This is a genomic window from Streptomyces sp. NPDC002088, from assembly GCF_040296605.1.
Classification (GTDB): domain Bacteria; phylum Actinomycetota; class Actinomycetes; order Streptomycetales; family Streptomycetaceae; genus Streptomyces.
The window spans coordinates 115905-131707 of record NZ_JBEOXO010000008.1; the positions used below are offsets into that span (position 1 = coordinate 115905).

General features: G+C 71.2%; 15 protein-coding genes. 6 read left to right on the forward strand and 9 right to left on the reverse strand.

Annotation, left to right across the window (positions count from 1 at the left end):
- Nucleotides 1-22: 22 nt before the first annotated feature.
- Nucleotides 23-2149 carry a hypothetical protein gene (locus tag ABT114_RS19080; RefSeq protein WP_351143965.1) on the reverse strand — a complete coding sequence of 709 codons (2127 nt, stop codon included), beginning with the start codon at nucleotides 2147-2149 and terminating at the stop codon, nucleotides 23-25.
- A 285-nt stretch (nucleotides 2150-2434) separates the two neighbouring features.
- Complete coding sequence (locus tag ABT114_RS19085) at nucleotides 2435-4921, reverse strand: alpha-L-arabinofuranosidase family protein (RefSeq protein WP_351143966.1); 2487 nt, start codon at nucleotides 4919-4921, stop codon at nucleotides 2435-2437.
- Between the two features lie 162 nt (nucleotides 4922-5083).
- Here ABT114_RS19085 and ABT114_RS19090 point away from each other — a divergent pair, with 162 nt between their 5' ends.
- Together ABT114_RS19090 and ABT114_RS19095 are read left to right on the forward strand one after the other, a co-directional pair.
- The gene (locus ABT114_RS19090) at nucleotides 5084-5335 is read left to right on the forward strand and encodes a hypothetical protein (RefSeq protein ID WP_351143967.1); all 252 of its coding nucleotides are present in this window, start codon (nucleotides 5084-5086) and stop codon (nucleotides 5333-5335) included.
- A 2-nt stretch (nucleotides 5336-5337) separates the two neighbouring features.
- Nucleotides 5338-5781 carry a DUF6314 family protein gene (locus ABT114_RS19095; protein WP_351143968.1) on the forward strand — a complete coding sequence of 148 codons (444 nt, stop codon included), beginning with the start codon at nucleotides 5338-5340 and terminating at the stop codon, nucleotides 5779-5781.
- Here ABT114_RS19095 and ABT114_RS19100 read toward each other — a convergent pair.
- From ABT114_RS19100 to ABT114_RS19110, 3 genes are all read right to left on the reverse strand, one after another.
- Nucleotides 5763-6356 carry a histidine phosphatase family protein gene (locus ABT114_RS19100; RefSeq protein ID WP_351143969.1) on the reverse strand — a complete coding sequence of 198 codons (594 nt, stop codon included), beginning with the start codon at nucleotides 6354-6356 and terminating at the stop codon, nucleotides 5763-5765. The genes ABT114_RS19095 and ABT114_RS19100 overlap by 19 nt on opposite strands.
- 116 nt (nucleotides 6357-6472) lie before the next feature.
- A complete protein-coding gene (locus ABT114_RS19105; RefSeq protein WP_351143970.1) occupies nucleotides 6473-6910 on the reverse strand; it encodes a GNAT family N-acetyltransferase in 438 nt (145 codons plus the stop codon).
- A gap of 18 nt (nucleotides 6911-6928) precedes the next feature.
- Nucleotides 6929-8395: an aminotransferase-like domain-containing protein gene (locus ABT114_RS19110; RefSeq protein ID WP_351143971.1), complete on the reverse strand. Its 1467-nt coding sequence runs from the start codon at nucleotides 8393-8395 to the stop codon at nucleotides 6929-6931.
- On the opposite strand from ABT114_RS19110, the gene ABT114_RS19115 reads away from it, so the two are divergent.
- Both ABT114_RS19115 and ABT114_RS19120 read left to right on the forward strand, forming a co-directional pair.
- Nucleotides 8394-9311 carry a DMT family transporter gene (locus ABT114_RS19115; RefSeq protein WP_351143972.1) on the forward strand — a complete coding sequence of 306 codons (918 nt, stop codon included), beginning with the start codon at nucleotides 8394-8396 and terminating at the stop codon, nucleotides 9309-9311. The two genes, ABT114_RS19110 and ABT114_RS19115, sit on opposite strands and share 2 nt — an antisense overlap.
- A 26-nt stretch (nucleotides 9312-9337) precedes the next feature.
- Entirely contained in the window at nucleotides 9338-9535 is a 198-nt protein-coding gene (locus tag ABT114_RS19120) for a DUF1918 domain-containing protein (protein WP_351143973.1), read from the forward strand.
- A gap of 1 nt (nucleotide 9536) precedes the next feature.
- Here the strand turns inward: ABT114_RS19120 and ABT114_RS19125 are convergent, their stop codons facing one another.
- Nucleotides 9537-10781: a glycoside hydrolase family 10-like protein gene (locus tag ABT114_RS19125; protein WP_351143974.1), complete on the reverse strand. Its 1245-nt coding sequence runs from the start codon at nucleotides 10779-10781 to the stop codon at nucleotides 9537-9539.
- A 174-nt stretch (nucleotides 10782-10955) separates the two neighbouring features.
- On the opposite strand from ABT114_RS19125, the gene ABT114_RS19130 reads away from it, so the two are divergent.
- Together ABT114_RS19130 and ABT114_RS19135 are read left to right on the forward strand one after the other, a co-directional pair.
- The gene (locus tag ABT114_RS19130; RefSeq protein ID WP_351143975.1) at nucleotides 10956-11816 is read left to right on the forward strand and encodes a 3-hydroxybutyryl-CoA dehydrogenase; all 861 of its coding nucleotides are present in this window, start codon (nucleotides 10956-10958) and stop codon (nucleotides 11814-11816) included.
- 195 nt (nucleotides 11817-12011) lie between these two features.
- Nucleotides 12012-12269 carry a hypothetical protein gene (locus tag ABT114_RS19135; protein WP_351143976.1) on the forward strand — a complete coding sequence of 86 codons (258 nt, stop codon included), beginning with the start codon at nucleotides 12012-12014 and terminating at the stop codon, nucleotides 12267-12269.
- A 35-nt stretch (nucleotides 12270-12304) separates the two neighbouring features.
- On the opposite strand, the gene ABT114_RS19140 is transcribed toward ABT114_RS19135, so the two are convergent.
- The 3 genes from ABT114_RS19140 to ABT114_RS19150 form a co-directional block, all read right to left on the reverse strand.
- Nucleotides 12305-12850, reverse strand: a complete 546-nt coding sequence (locus tag ABT114_RS19140; RefSeq protein WP_351143977.1) for an NUDIX hydrolase — start codon at nucleotides 12848-12850, stop codon at nucleotides 12305-12307.
- Between the two features lie 129 nt (nucleotides 12851-12979).
- A complete protein-coding gene (locus ABT114_RS19145) occupies nucleotides 12980-14320 on the reverse strand; it encodes an NsdA family TPR-like regulatory protein (protein ID WP_351143978.1) in 1341 nt (446 codons plus the stop codon).
- A gap of 278 nt (nucleotides 14321-14598) precedes the next feature.
- Entirely contained in the window at nucleotides 14599-15687 is a 1089-nt protein-coding gene (locus ABT114_RS19150) for a PP2C family protein-serine/threonine phosphatase (RefSeq protein ID WP_351143979.1), read from the reverse strand.
- Nucleotides 15688-15803 lie beyond the last annotated feature (116 nt).

Genomic DNA, 15803 nt, shown 5'->3' on the forward strand with positions numbered 1-15803 from the left:
GCCCTCTCGACTGCTCAGCCCGTCATGCCGCGTTGGGCAGATGGACGGTGAACGGAATGCCTTCCATCCGCAGGCACTCCAGCAGGTAGTCGGGGATGCCGAGCGCGTTGTCCCGTGCGTACGGCAGGAAGTGCCATACGACCTCGGCGAACTGTCCCGCGCGCCGCAGCTCACCGTCCGCGTGGCATTGCTGCAACTGACTGTCCTTGTAAGCAGGCAGCCCGACCTTCACCTCGTGCGCGACCTGCCCGCCGCCGGCCACGTCTTCGACGTAGTCGGGGTACCTGCCGACGCCCGTCGGTGTGCGCACGAACGTCGCGGGTGCCCGGGTCCCGGTGCGCCCCTGCGTGGCGAGCAGATCGGCGAACCAGTTTTCGCCCTGCCTGCCGCTCCACAGCCACGGCGCACGCTCGCTGAGCGCTGCCGCCCGGTGCAGCGGATCGGAGAGAGCGTCGGCGAGTTTCGCCAGGCTGCTCCGCGACCCCTTGGCGATCCGGACGATGATGTCGTCGGTGAGTCCCGCGTCGGTGAGCTTGCCGTAGTTCCCGAGCAGGATCGCCTTGAACGCGACGGTCTTGACACTGTCGGCGATCTTGTCCCACTTGGCGACGAAGCGGACCACCCCGTCGAGCCGGTGGAGGTACTTGAGCGCGAACCGTGCGGCCTTGGCCGGGATCGCTGCCGCGTCGCCGCCGTAGGGGATGATGCCGAGGATGCTCAGCCCGGCGCCCACCCAGTCGGCGTGGATGGCCGAGGCGATGGCGTCGCGCAGGTCGGCGGCGCCGCCGATGATCCAGCCGACGACCGGGATGAAGCTGAGGCCGCCGGAGCACAGGTTTCCGGCGAGCCAGGCCATGGAGTCACGGGGCGTGAACTCGCCCGCGAACATCCCGAGCAGGAAGTCGCCGACGTACGTCCACTTGCTGATCTGCTCGTCGGGGACGGCCGGGTCGAGGCCCTGGTCCTCGGCGTGAGCCAGTTCGTAGTCGTCGCGCAGCCCGTCGCCGTCAGTGTCGGCGAGGGTCGGGTCGATGAGGTATGTGTCGACCTCTGCGCCGTCCGTCAGGCCGTCGGCATCGGTGTCCGGGTTGGCCTTGTCGGTGCCGTACTCGTCGTCTTCGAGGACGTCGAGCAGGCCGTCGCCGTCGGTGTCCGTGGCGGTCGGTACGGGCTCGGTGGGGTCGGGGTCGCCGTCGCCGGGTGTGGGCGGGGGCCTGGGCTGGTCGGGTACGAGCGGGTCGGTGCCGGCGGCCACCTCGGCCCCGTCCGACACGCCGTCGCCGTCGGTGTCGGGGTCGGTGGGCGAGGTGCCGAGCTCCTGCTCCTTGAGGTTCGTCAGGCCGTCGCCGTCGATGTCCTCGTCACCGTCACGGACCGCGTCGAGGTCACTGTCCGCCTTGTTCGGCCAGGTCCAGCCGGCCAGTTCGTAGATCTCGAACTTGTCGGTGAGGCCGTCACCGTCGGAGTCCGTGAGCAGCGGACTCGCGCCGAAGCGCAGCTCGACGACGTCCACGACGCCGTCACCGTCGTGATCCCCCTCGTAGGTGATGCCGAGGCGCTGCAGGACCGCGAAGCCGTTCTCCCAGGCCTTTGCGGCGGCCACGGCGGCCGGCTCGGGGTTGGCCTTGCGGAGCATCGTGTCGACCTGGGCGAGGTCCGCCTTGGCCGCGTCGAGCAGCGCGAACGCGTCGTCGAGCCCTTCGGGTTCGGGCGCAGGCAGCGGGTCCCGGCGGAACGGGCCGATGGTGGCCTCGGCGTCCTGCACCGCGGCGTCGGCCAGCAGCCGCACCCCGGTCAGTGTCTTCACCAGCGCCGTGACATGGGCCTGCTCGGCCTCGCCGTTCGGCGGACTGGCGCCGGTGAGCCGGCTCTTGAGGTACGACTCAAGGTGCTCGAGGTTGTCGTACGCGGCTGCGCCGTCCGCGGTGGAGTTGAGACGGGCGCCGTCGAAGTAGCGGCTCTCGACGTCGGCGGCGACCGGTTCGAGGCGGGCGGCGTCCAGGCCGTCGTCGTCGACGTAGGGACGCAGCCCGTCGGTGGCCTCGGTGACATACACCTTGGCGTCGCGGCTGTAGCGGGTGGAGGGGATCTCGGCCACTGCCGTCTGCCACAGCGGGGTGTCCGCGGCGGTGGCCGGCTGCCCTGCCACGAGGGACACCTGGGCCAGGACCGCGGTCGAGACAAGAAGCGTCACCGCTTGTCGGACGGACGCGAGTCTTCGCCTGGATCTGACTCTGAACATGGTGCGATGGACCACGCCAACTCCCTTGTGGCTCTCGCCAGTCGGTGGTCTTGCACACCCGCCGGCTGCGGGCAGAAGGAGTGTATTGGCAGGGCCATGACGGAATCGAGCGTTCCTTCCGACTGCCTCCGGACACGGCCGAGCGGCGCCACCGACCCCCTGGCCGGTGACGCCGCTCGGGTACGGGCCGCGTCAGCCCCGCTTGATCCTCAGGAACGTGATCGAGTTCGCCGGGAAGGTGTACATGAACTCGTCCGCGACTCCGTCGAACGTGGACCGTACCGGAACCACCGGCGTCTCGGTCTCCGAGTTCACCGCGCTCGGGTCGGCCGTCAGCGTGGTCACCCGGGCCTTGGACGCGACCTTCGCGCCACCCAGATCGATCGCCGTACGGGCCGCCGCGGACTGGGCGTTGACGACCTTGACGATCAGGTCACCGGTCTTGGCGTCCTTCGTCACGACCTGACGGAACGGCTCGGCCGGCTTGTCGTCGGTGAAGCTGCCCCACTCCTGACCGTCGAGGTAGAGGGTCACCTGACGGCCCCGCACCTTGATGTCGACGTCGTACGCGCGGCCGGTCTCGATGGTCCCCGCCTTGGAGATCAGCGTCGACTTGCCGCCGTCCACGGCCTGCTCGACCGCGGACTGGGTGTTGTTCCAGCCGCCCAGGTTCCACCAGTAGTAGTTGCCGGTGTCCTTGACGCCGAAGGCGACGAGGAAGCCCTCCTTGCCGGACTTCTTGGTGGCCTTCACATGCAGGTCGTAGTCGTGCCAGGCGGGGTCGCCCGCCGAGACCATGGTGTTCTCCGCGGCCGCGTCGGTCTGGACGTACTGCCCGTCCTGGAGGCTCCAGCTGCCGCCACCGGTGTGGGTCCACTGGGACGCGTCACCGCTGAAGTCGTCGCTGAGCAGCGTCGTCCCGTCCGCGCCGGTCACCTTCACGTCGTCGTACGCCGCCGTCGTGGCCCACGTCGACAGGCCGACGGCACCGGAGATCGGGCCGCTCAGGGCCGGGGTCGTGGTGGCGATGCTGGGCACCACGCGGTCGCCGACGTTGGTCATGAACAGCTTCTGGACCTCGTAGTCGGCCGAGTTCCAGGAGGCGTGGTTGTTGAACCACACCATGTCCGGGCGCCACTGCACGTAGTCCTCGTTGGCGAACAGCGGGGCGTAGGAGGCGAGCTTGACGACGTCCGCGTTGCGCTCCAGGCCGGTCATGTACGCGGCTTCGGCGAGCCCGTTCTTGAAGGTGTTGCCGCCGGAGGCGTACTCGCCGAGGAAGACCTTCGGGCCGCTGCGGTCGTAGGAGTCGTAGCGGTCGTTGTTCTGCAGGAACCACTGCGGGCTGTTGTAGTAGTGCTCGTCGACCATGTCGACGTCGGCGTCCTTGTTGAGCTGCCAGGCGGTGTCGAAGGTGGTGCCGGAGTCGTCCGGGCCTGCGTTCGAAATCACCGTGATGTTCGGGTACTTGGCCGCGATGGCCGCGCGGAACTGCTTGAAGCGGGCGAAGAACTCGGTGGGCAGGTTCTCCTCGTTGCCGACCTCGATGTGGGTGAGGTGGAAGGGCTTGGGGTGGCCCATCTCGGCTCGCTTCTTGCCCCACGTCGACGTCACGGGCCCGTTGGCGAACTCGATGAGGTCGAGGGTGTCCTGGATGTGCCGCTGGAGCAGGGCGTCGTCGTCGACGGCCTTGTTCTGGCCGCAGCCGGTCACCAGGGCGGGTACGACGGGCAGCGGCATCGCGCCGATGTCCTCGGCCAGGCGGAAGTACTCGTAGTAGCCGAGTCCGTAACTCTGGTTGTAACCCCAGAAGTTGGCGTTGGTGGCGCGCTGCTCGACCGGGCCGATGGTGTCCTTCCACTGGTACGAGCGCTTGCGCTGGTAGCCGGAGGCCTCGCTGTAGTCCTGCATGGAACCGGTGTTGACGAGGCAGCCACCGGGGAAGCGCACGAAGCCCGGATGCAGGGCGGCGATCTTCTCGGCGAGGTCCTTGCGCAGGCCGTTCGACTCGTGCTTGTAGGTGTCGCGCGGGAACAGCGACACCATGTCGAGCGCGGCCGCGTCGGAGGAGGCCACGGTGAGACGGCCGTCGGAGCTGGTGCGGGTGGCGGCGAAGGTCACCTCGTACTGCGCCCAGCCGCCCTTGCGCACGGCCACCTGCCGGGCGGTGCCCAGGGTGCCGTCGGCGTCCTGCAACGACACCGTCAGCCTGGTGCCGCTCTCGGCCCGGGCCCACACCGAGAAGTCGTACTTCTTGCCCTCATCGACGCTGATTCCGGTGTTGTAGCCGGCGTTCGTGACGGACGAACCGGCCCCCAGGGAGAGGTAGTTGCGGTTGTTCGCGTTGAGCCGGCCGTCATCGTTCACGACCTGGGCCGTGCCGCCGACCGTCCAGGCGGTGAGCGGGGTGTACGACTTGTTGTCGTCGGTGGAGTACTCGAAGGACCGGTTCTGCACGAGTTCGGCGTACAGGCCGCCGTCGGCGGCGCGGTTGATGTCCTCGAAGAAGACGCCGTACATCGTGTCGTCGATCTTCGCGCCCTTGGCGGTCGGGTCGACGGTGATCGCGTAGTCGGTGACGTCCTCGGCGTGCGCGGGGGCCGGGATCACGGCCGAGGCCACCAGGAAGGCGGTGGCGGTCAGGCCGAGTCTCCAGCGGGTGCGGGTGGTGCGTGACATGAATACTCCACGGCTCTGTAGGAGTTGTTCGAAATATCAAACAGCGGTCAGCACTTCGAACGGCACGATAAAGAGGGGGCAAGATCGCGTCAATGGGGCGTGCAACGACCCGTGGGGCGGGGGCCTGCCGGACACGGACGACCTGGACGTAAGGTCGACGGCATGGATGCGCTGCTTCCCTACCTGGTCCTGCTCGGTTACCTGGCAGCGGCACTGGGGTTCTTCACCTGGCTGGCACGGCTGATACGCCGGCGCGGCACCGCCGGCGCGGGCCTGGCGGCGGCCCTGGCCTCGTACGAGGAGGCCTTCCGCGTCACGAGCCATGAGTCGCACCACGAGATCCGGGCCCAGGCGGAGCGCAAGACCCCCGCCGACTCCCCGGACGGATGGCGCCGCCGGCCGAGGAAGGGATGACGATGGGCGACTTCTGGCCCGTGCCGGACGTGCTGGCCCATCTGGCCGGGCGCTGGCGTGTGGAGCGCACCGTGCGGGACCTCGCGGGCGGCGACGAGGGTCGCTTCGAGGGCGCCACCGTCTTCGACCCGCTGGACGGAGGCGGACTGCTGCACCAGGAGGCCGGCACGTTCGTCTGGCAGGGCGTTGCCCGCCCCGCCGAGCGGACCCTGCGGTTCCTGCCGGGCGTGGCGCCCGGCACGGCGGACGTGCGGTTCGCGGACGGGCGTCCCTTCCACGACCTGGACCTGACGTCCGGGCGGTACGTGGCCGACCACCCCTGCGCCGCCGACTTCTACCGGGGCGAGTTCACCGTCCGGGACGCGAACCACTGGCGGACGGTCTGGCGCGTCGGCGGCCCCGCGAAGGACCTCGTCCTCACCACCGACTACGTCCGTGAGGGCTGAGCGGACGCGGGATCGAAGCGAAGGTTCCAGCGTCCCGCCCGGCCGGTGACGGTGGTCGTCGACAGGGGTCGGACGTCGATGTTCCAGTACGTCGAGGGCGGTGCCTTCAGGGCGTAGACCAGGGCGGCGCGGATCACGGAGGGCTCGGCCACGGCGACGATGCGGCCGCCGTCCTCGACCGGGCGGGTGTCCAGCCAGCCGCCGACCCGGGAGACGAAGGCGAGCAGCGACTCACCGCCGTGCGGGGTGGAGCGCGGGTCGGCGAGCCACGCGTCGACGGACTGCGGCTCCCGGGCCATCGCCTCGCCCAGTGTCAGCCCGCGCCAGCGGCCCATGTCGCAGTCCCGCAGGGCGAGTTGCACGAGCGGGGCGTAGCCGAGGGCGTCCCCGGTGGCGCGGCTGCGCGGGGTCGGCGAGCAGTAGCGCAGCTCCGCGGCCGCCAGCGGCAGCAGTTCGCCGGCGACGCGCTGCATCTCCTCCCAGCCCGCCTGGTCCAGTGGCCGGTCGTCCTCGAAGCGCTCGGCCAGCAGCGGGGAGCTGCGCGCTGCGGCGACGAACGTGACCCGAAGTGGCATGCGGCGATCGTGAGCCGTGCAAGTGCGCAGGTCAAGGGGTGTTACCTGGGAGTTACCCAGGGTGCGCGAAACCTTACTCGAAGGTCAGGATCTGACGGACAAGTCCCACGAAAACCTCACTCGAAGACCAGGGCCATCCACTGGTCGGGCCGCTCCAGTGCCCTGAAGCCCAGCTTCTCGTAGACCCCGTGCGCGTCGTGCGTGGCGAGCAGGATGCGGCGCAGCCCGTACGGCCGCAGCTCTTCGCGCACGGCGCCCACCATGGCCGTGCCGATCCCCTTGCCCCGCACCGACGGGTCCACGTACACGTCGCACAGCCACGCGAAGGTCGCCCGGTCGGTGATGACCCGCGCATATGCCACCTGTTCGCCCGAAACCGTGTCGTACACCCCGAAGTTGAGTGATCCGGCGATCGCCCGGTCCTGCTTCTCGCGCGGCCGGCCGATCGCCCAGTACGCGTCGGTGGACAGCCAGCGGTGCACGCGCTCGGCGTCGATGCGGTCGGGGTCGGTGGAGATCTCGTAGCCCTCGGCAAGGCTCGGCGTGTCGGTCATGCCGGGATCCTCACAAGGTCAGGCCCCTCGTGTCGAGCGATTTCCGGGGCCCGGCAGCACCTCGTCGCAGGCCGTACGCAGCCGTCGTACGCCCTCCGTGATCTCGCCGGCGCCCGCGACCGCCGCGAAGCTCAACCGGACGTGTCCGGCCGGGGGTTCGGCGCTGAAGTAGGGGCGGCCGGGGGTCAGCGCGACGCCCGCGCGCAGGGCGGCCGCGGTCAGGGCCGTCTCGTCGGTGCCGTCGGGCAGGCGCAGCCACAGGTGGTACCCGCCGGACGGGATGTGCGGCAGGGCGAGTTCGGGGAGGGTCAGCCGCAGGGCGGCGGTCATCGTGTCGCGGCGACCCCTCAACTCCGCCGAGATCGCCCGCAGATGGCGCGGCCAGGCGGGCGAGCCGACGAGTTCCAGCGCGGCCTCCTGAAGAGGCCGGGGGACGAAGAAGGTGTCGACCACCTGGATGGCGCGCAGCCGTTCCAGAACCGGGCCACGCGCGGCGAGGGCGCTGACCCGGAAGCTGGGCGAGGTGGCCTTGGTGAGCGAGCCGACATGGACGACGACGCCGTCCGGGTCGTCCGCGGCGAGCGGACCCGGCAGCTCGCCCGCGTCCTCGTGCACGAGCCGCCGTACGAAGTCGTCCTCGACGACGAACGCGCCCGCCTCGCGGGCGATGCGCAGCACCTCGCCGCGGCGGTCCGCGGCGAGCACGGCACCGGTCGGGTTCTGGAACAGCGGCTGGCAGACGAAGACCCGGGCGCCCGTCGCCCGGAACGCGTCGGCGAGCAGCTCCGGCCGCACACCGTCCGCGTCCACCGGGACGGGGACCGGGCGCAGGCCCGCCGCGCGGGCGATGGCCAGCATGCCCGGGTAGGTGGGCGACTCCACGAGCACCGGGGCGCCGGGCGGTGCCAGGGCGCGCAGCGCGGTGGTCAGCGCGGACTGGCCGCCGGCGGTGACCAGTACCTCGGCGGCCGTGACGGACCCGCCGATGCTCCGCGCGAACCACTCACGCAGCTCCGGCAGCCCTTCCATCGGCGGCCGCCCCCAGGCACCGGGGCGGCGCCCGGCGCGCGACAGCGCCGCGGCCATCGCCCGCTCGGGCTGGAGCGAGGGATGCAGATAGCCACCGTTGAACTCGATCACGCCGGGCGGCGGCGCGGCGAGCGAGACCGTGACCCCGGAGGCGTCCACGGTGCGCGGTACGAGGTCGGCGGCGCCGTCCGCGCTGAGGGCGACCTCCTGCCAGGAGGTGTCGCCGGCGGGTGCCGCGGTGGCGCGCGGCCGCGCGCGGAACGCGCCCGCGCCGGGCCGGGTGACCACCAGCCCCTCCGCGGCCAGCTGCGCGAGGGCGCGCGAGACGGTCACCGGGCTCACCCGGAACCGTTCGACGAGGGTCCTGCTCGACGGGAGCTTTTCACCTGGAGAGTAGCGGTTGAGCTCTCTCCTCAGCCGATCCGCCAGCTCACCGACACTGCTACGCTCATGCATGAGAGTACAGAGTAGCGCTACTGCGCCGACCCGGATAGCGGTCGACACCGCCTCGCCCAAGACGTTCGCGGGCCTGGCGCAGGCCGCCCTCGGTGTCGTCGCCTTCTCCCTCACCTTCCCGGCCACCGCCTGGGGCCTGGAGGGTTTCGGGCCCTGGGCCCTGGTCTCCGTGCGCAGCGTCCTCGCGGCGGTGATCGCGGGCGGTTGTCTGCTCGCCCTGCGCGTCCCGCCGCCGGCCCGCCGGCACTGGCCGGGGCTCGCGGTCGTCGCCGCGGGCGTCGTCCTCGGGTTCCCGCTGCTCACCACCCTCGCCCTGGAGACATCGACGACCGCGCACGCGGCCGTCGTGGTCGGCCTGCTCCCGCTGACGACGGCGCTGCTGTCCGCCCTGCGCGTCGGCGCCCGGCCCTCACGCGGCTTCTGGGCGGCGGCGCTGGCCGGCGCCGCCGCCGTGGTCGCCTTCACCGTGCAGCAGAGCGGGGGCGCCCTGACCTCCGCCGACCTGTATCTCTTCGCGGCGCTGCTGGTGTGCGCGGCCGGCTACACCGAGGGCGGCCGACTGGCCCGGGTGCTGCCGGGCTGGCAGGTCGTCGGCTGGGCGCTGGTGCTGTGCCTGCCGCTGACCGTGCCCGTCGCCGCCGTGGCCCTCGCCCAGCAGCCGCCGCAGCTGACCGTGCACAGCGTCGCCGGGGTGCTGTGGGTCGCGGCCGGCTCGCAGTTCCTGGGCCTGGTCGTCTGGTACCGGGGCATGGCGGCCATCGGCATCCCCAAGGCCAGCCAGTTGCAGTTGGCGCAGCCGCTGCTCACACTGGTGTGGTCGGTGCTGCTGCTCGGCGAGCACCTCACGCCGGCCGCCCCGCTGACGGCCGCCGCCGTGCTCGTCTGCATCGCCGTCACCCAGCGGGCGCGCGGCTGAGCGCGCACTGGTGAGGAGGCCCTTAGATGCGCGCATCCAAAGGCGACCAGCTTGTCCAGCACGGCAGGGTGGTCGGCCAACACGATCAGGTCTCGGAAGTCGTCGAAGTGATGGGCACGGAGGGCAACCCGCCATACCGCGTCCGCTTCCCCGACGGCCACGAAGCAGTGATGTCCCCCGGACCCGACTGCGAGGTCCGGCACCAGCAGGACAAGAAGAGGTGAGTCAGCGCGGGGGCTTCGCCGGCTGCTGGTAGTGGTCGGCGACGACCCGCGCCATCGCCCCGATCGGGTCCGCCGCCACCTCCCGGGCGGCGAAGAAGACATGCCCGCGCACCTGCGGGTGACCGGCGGCGAGGGTGAGGTGCCGGGAGAGCTCGGCCGGGTCCTGCCAGGCCGCGGGCTGCGCCGGGTCGCCCGCCTTGTACAGCGCCTCGCCCAGGTACAGCTTCGTCTTCGTGCCCCGCGCGACCTCCGCCCACCAGGGCAGCAGCTTGGCGTAGTCGGCGGCGGCCAGGCCGATGTTCCAGTAGAGCTGCGGGACGAGGTAGTCGATCCAGTGCTCGCGCACCCACCTGCGCGTGTCCGCGTACAGGTCGTCGTACGTCTGCACGCCCGCCCGGGTGTCGGAGCCGAGCGGGTCCGTGGCGGCGTTGCGCCACACCCCGAAGGGGCTGATGCCGAACTCGGCGCCGGGCCGGACCTGCCTGACCCGGGCCGCCATCTCGCGGACCAGCCGGTCGATGTTGTCGCGGCGCCAGGCGGCCCGGTTCGGGAAGTCGCCGCCGTACGCGTCGTAGGCGGCGTCGTCGTCGAAGGTCTGGCCCGCCACCGGATACGGGTAGAAGTAGTCGTCGAAGTGCACGGCGTCGACCGGGTACCTGGCGACCGCGTCGAGCATCGCGTCCTGGACGAAGGCGCGCACCTGAGGCAGGCCCGGGTTGTAGTACAGCTTCCCGCCGTACGTCACCACCCAGTCCGGGTGCCGCCGGGCCGGGTGGGAGGCGAGAAGTCTCGACGGGTCGGCATGGATGGCGATCCGGTACGGGTTGAACCAGGCGTGCAGCTTCAGCCCCCGCGCATGGGCCTCCTCGACGGCCGTGCCGAGCGGGTCCCAGCCCGGGCTCTCCCCCTGGGTGCCCGTCAGGTACTGCGACCACGGCTCGTACGGTGAGGGCCACAGCGCGTCCGCCGTCGGCCGCACCTGGAAGATCACCGTGTTGAGGCGGTTACGCACCGCCGTGTCCAGGTGCGCGATCAGCTCGGTGCGCTGCTCGGCCGCCGTCAGCCCGGGGCGGGAGGGCCAGTCGCGGTTGGCCACCGTCGCCAGCCACACGCCCCGCATCTCCGCGGCCGCACGCCGGTGCCCCGGCTCCCGCGGCCCGGGCCGCGCCGCCGCTCCCGTCGTCGTCACAGCCGTCAGCGCCGTCAGTGCCGCCAGCGAGAACGCCCGCCGGGTCGGTCGCCCCATGCCGAACCACCCCCATACGCCACGGATCCGTACCGTCACGGACCGTCTCCGCGCCAAGGATGCCGTACCCCGGCGATCGATCATCGATACTTGGCGGTAACGTGCACGACTGGAGCAGGCGTCAACCACGGCAGACCTGCCACAGCCGTAGATCAGCGCAGCGAAAGGGACGATGTGACCGACATCGAACGCGTCGGAGTGGTGGGCTGCGGCCAGATGGGAGCGGGCATCGCCGAGGTCTGCGCCCGCTCCGGTCTGAACGTCAAGGTCGCCGAGACCACGGGCGAAGCCCTGGAGTTCGGCCGTACCCGGCTGTTCACCTCCCTGGCCAAGGCCGCCGAGCGCGGCAAGATCACCGAGGAGGAGCTGGCGGCGACCCAGGCGCGTCTCAGCTTCACCACCGACCTCGGTGAGTTCGCGGACCGCGACCTGGTGATCGAGGCCGTCGTCGAGAACGAGCAGGTCAAGACCGAGATCTTCCAGGTCCTGGACCAGGTCGTGACCCGCCCGGACGCCATCCTGGCGTCCAACACCTCCTCCATCCCGCTGGTGCGGCTCGCGGTCACCACCTCGCGGCCGGACCAGGTCATCGGCATCCACTTCTTCAACCCGGCCCCCGTGCAGCAGCTCGTCGAGCTGATCCCGGCGCTGACCACCTCCGAGGGCACGCTGAGCCGGGCGCAGCTGTTCACCGAGAAGGTGCTCGGCAAGCACGCCATCCGCGCCCAGGACCGCTCCGGCTTCGTGGTCAACGCGCTGCTGATCCCGTACCTGCTCTCGGCGATCCGGATGTTCGAGTCGGGCATCGCCAGCCGCGAGGACATCGACAACGGCATGGAGCTGGGCTGCGCCCACCCGATGGGCCCGCTGAAGCTGTCCGACCTGATCGGCCTGGACACGGTCGCCTCGGTGGCCTACTCCATGTACGAGGAGTACAAGGAGCCGCTGTACGCCGCTCCCCCGCTGCTCCAGCGCATGGTCGACGCCGGCCGGCTGGGCCGGAAGTCCGGCTCGGGCTTCTACACCTACGGCTGAACCCACGGCTGACTACAGCGACGACGCCCTACGGGCCCGGCACCGGAAACGGAGCCGGGCCCGCGGCATTCACACACCGTGTGCGCGCCGGGCACGCATATGCCGCTCGCACACTCTCCCCACGCGCCCACCAGGCGAGTTGACTCTTCATGCACATGCAAGGGATGTGAGACGACTACGGAAAGGAGCGGACACGTGACCGCCGATCCCGAGCATCCCGTCGTCCATGGAGAAGTCGCAGAGTTACGGCGCCGCCTCGACGTGGCGTACGCCCGCGTCGAGGGCGGACTGGCTCTGCTCACCCATCGCACCGAAGAGACCGTCAAGGAACTCGACGAGCTGAGCACCCGGCTCGGCTCGCTGGAGCACGCGCGCTGGCCGCTGCCCTCGATCGCGGCCGTCACGGCCGTAGGAGCACTGGTCGTGGCGGTCTGGCAGGCTCTCGGCCACTAGGGCCTGCCCTGGCTACCAGGACACCGTGGGGGGATTCAGGGCGTGGTGTCCTGTCCGAGCCTGAGGTGGTGCAGGAGCAGTAACGCGGCCGCCATGTTGGCGGCCGGGACCTCACCGCGGGCGACCATGTCGGGGACCAGCTTGAGGGGGACCCATTCCCGGCGCTCCGACTCGAAGTCGTCCACGGGGTGTCCGATGTACTCACCCTCGTCGGCCCAGTAGATGTGGTGCCGGGCGTCGGTGAGGCCGTTGGACGGCTCCACGCTCATGAGGTGGCGCAGAGGCCCCGGCCGCCAGCCGGTCTCCTCCTCGAGCTCCCTGGCGGCCGCGCTTGCGATGTCCTCGCCGTCCTCGACGACGCCCGCCGCGAGTTCCCACCCCCAGCTGTCGGTGATGAAACGGTGGCGCCACAGAAGGAGGACCTCATTGGCCTCGTTCACCACCGTGGCCACGGCGACGGGCCGCAGCCGTATGAGGAAGTGGTCGAGGTGCCGGCCGTCCGGCAGCTCGACATCTGCGAGATTGACGCTGAACCAGCGGTTTTCATACACAGTTTGTTCGTTCTGCTTCGTCCACTGCACGGTTCTGCCACCTTCCGCCGAGTAAGTGGCAATATCGCAGCACGAGCGGTCTGACAGCAGGCGCACAGCGAGCCGCTCCCGGCGCAGCGGTAGGCGCAGCGTTCCGTACCCGCGGGATTTTCGGGGAATCTACAGCGGTACGCGCAGTGCACCGTCGATGAGTTCGGCGGCCTCGGCCGTGCCGGCCACGCCGCTGCGCACCAGGTGCTCACGTACCGCGCGCAGTCTGTCGCGCAGGCGCTGGGACTCCATTCCGCGGGCCTGTTCGGTCATCTGCACCGCCGTGGCCACCGCCTTGTCGGCGTTGCCCTGGCGGAGTTCGATCGTGCTGAGCATCGCGAGCCGGTGCACCCGGCCCCGGTCGTGGGCGGGGTTGTCCACGGCGGCCGCCGCGTGCTCCCGGGCGGCGGCCAGCTCGCCGAGGCTGAGCAGGGCCTCCGCCACCTGGACGTTGACGAGACCCGGCTGGACATAGCCGGTTTCGTCGGGTTCGTATCCGCGCCGGATGCGTTCGGCGGCCGCCTCGGCACGCCGGATGCAGGACAGGGCGCTCGTACCGTCGCCCAGGTGTGCGTACGCCTTGGCCTGCATCGCGTACAGATCCGAGGCGAGCGCGGGGGTGATGTGCCGTCCGGCGGCGCGCAACGCGGCCTCGGCGAAGGCGACGGCCTGGCGGTACTCCCGCATGAACAGCGACTGGTTGACGAGCAGCGCGATGACATAGGCGCCAAGTCCCTGGTCCCCGCTGGCTTTCGCGAGTCTGAGGGCCTGGTGGAAGTAGCGCTGGGCCAAGCCGTGCGCGTCGGAGTCGTACGCGCAGATGCCGACGATCGCCACCAACCCGCCGGTTGCCCGGTGGAGTTGGCGGCCGGTGGCGTCGGTGTAGCTGCCGCGCAGCAGCGGGGCCGCCTCGGCGTTGAGGAAGCCGACGATGCGGCTGCGGGTCGCTATGCCGCCGGCCTTGCGGTACAGCTGCTCGTAGTGGGCGCGGGCGGCGCGCAGCATCTCGATGTCGCCCGGGGTGACCCGGTGTCTGCCGCCGCGGGAGACGTCCACGTCCTCGGGCGGGTTCTCCCACTCCCATACGGGCATCACGGCGGGCGTGCCGGTGACGGCGGGGGCGCCGAGGACGTGCGGGCGCTGCTGTTCGTCGGAGCGCCACAGGGCGGTGGCCCGCTCCACGAAGCCGGAGAGCGAGGTGCCGTGCGGGGCCGACGGCTCGCCGGGGACGCCGAGGCCGATGTCGTCGAGGGTGACCGGCCGGTGCAGCCGGCCGGCGAGCACCTCGCAGATCAGGTCGGGCACCTGGCCGCGCGGCCGCTGGCCCTTCAGCCACCGTGCCACGGCGGTGTGTTCGTACCGAAGTGCCAGGCCGCGGACCCGCCCCGCCTGGTTGACGTGCGCGGCCAGCCCGGCGTGCGAAATACCCGCCTCGTCCAGGATCGCGTCGAGCAGAGTGTTGGGCTGCATGGGTGCCCCCCGGTGGCTCGGTGCCGACAGAGTAGTGGGTCCCGCTTCACACGGGGTGTGAACGGAGTGCGCGAATCCGTGCTGTGCGCGCGCTGTTGCGGAGAGTCCCCGCCCGGTTGACTGAAATGCCTCGCAAGAGGCCGGCCGGGCCGCCGGCTCCCCCTCATACAGTGCGGCGGCCCGCTTCCGCGCCGTCCGCCCCGCTGCCTGCCCGACACTCCGTGGCGGGGCGGACGGCGAACGGCGCTGCGCTGTGCCTGTGCTGGTAACGCCGGGGACTACAGGTGGTTCGTCGGCTGCGGGCTCGTGGGGGCTGGTCGCGCCCGCGCGGCGGAGCCGCATGTGCCACTGTCCCGCGCCCCTTCAGGGGCACGTTCCCGCACGCGTTCGTTGCGCAGTACGAGTAAGGCCACGTCGTCGGCCGGCCGGCCGCCGGTGTGGCGGTGGAGGGCGGTGAAGACGGTGCGCAGGATGGTCTGGGGTGTGACCGGGTCGTCGCCGACCGCCGCGGCGATCGCCGTCGGCAGGGAGAAGAAGCGGCCGTGGCAGTCCCTCGCGTCCTCCGCCCCGTCCGTGTGCAGGACGAGTGACTCGCCCGGAAGCAGACGTCCTACGCGCACGGCGGGCAGTTCATGCGGGAGTGGGAACGGCCCGAGGGGAGGGAGGGGGTCGGCTCGGGCCAGGGGCTCGACCCTGGTGCCGCTCAGCAGGTACGGCCACGGATGACCGCAGTTGAGGGCGTGGACCTCGCCGTCTTGGCCGATCTCCAGCAGCAGGACGGTGACGAACTCCTCGGCGACCGGGGTGTCGGGCGGCGGGCCGGCCGAGGGGTGCTCGGCGCGGGCGCGTTCGCGCAGATGCCGGGCGAGCGCGCGCTCCAGGCGGTGCAGCACGTTGCCGAGTTCGGCCTCGTCGTGCACGGCCTCGCGGAAGCTGCCGAGGACGGCGGCGACGGTGCCGATCGCCGCGAGCCCGTGCCCGCGGACGTCGCCCATCACCACCCGTACGCCGTGTTCGGTGGCGATGGCCTCGTAGAGGTCGCCGCCGACCGAGGCGCCGCGGTCCGCGGAGAGCTGGGCGGCGGCGACGCCCAACCCGTCGATGCGCGGGGGCAACGGCCGCAGTAGCACGCTCTGGGCGGCGCCCGCGACCCGGCGGGCCTGTCTGAGCTCGCGCAGCAGTGTCGCCCGGAGGTGGAGGACCAGCCCCGTGCCGACGGCGAAGAAGACCGCGCTGCTGGCGACCCGCGCGCCGAACCCGGTCTGCTGGGCGAGCGGACAGGCCAGTTTGTACGTGATCGCCATGGCGCCCCACACCGTGGGCATCCCCAGGAAGAGGGCTCGGCGCAGCGGCCTGATGCGGATCATGTCGATGGCCCCCCCATCTCGGCCGTGACGGTACAGACCGGCCGGCCCCGAAAGGCCGGTCCGATTCTGTCGACCGCATGACGCGCGAGGCCAGGCCGCTGGAGGATCTCACCCGA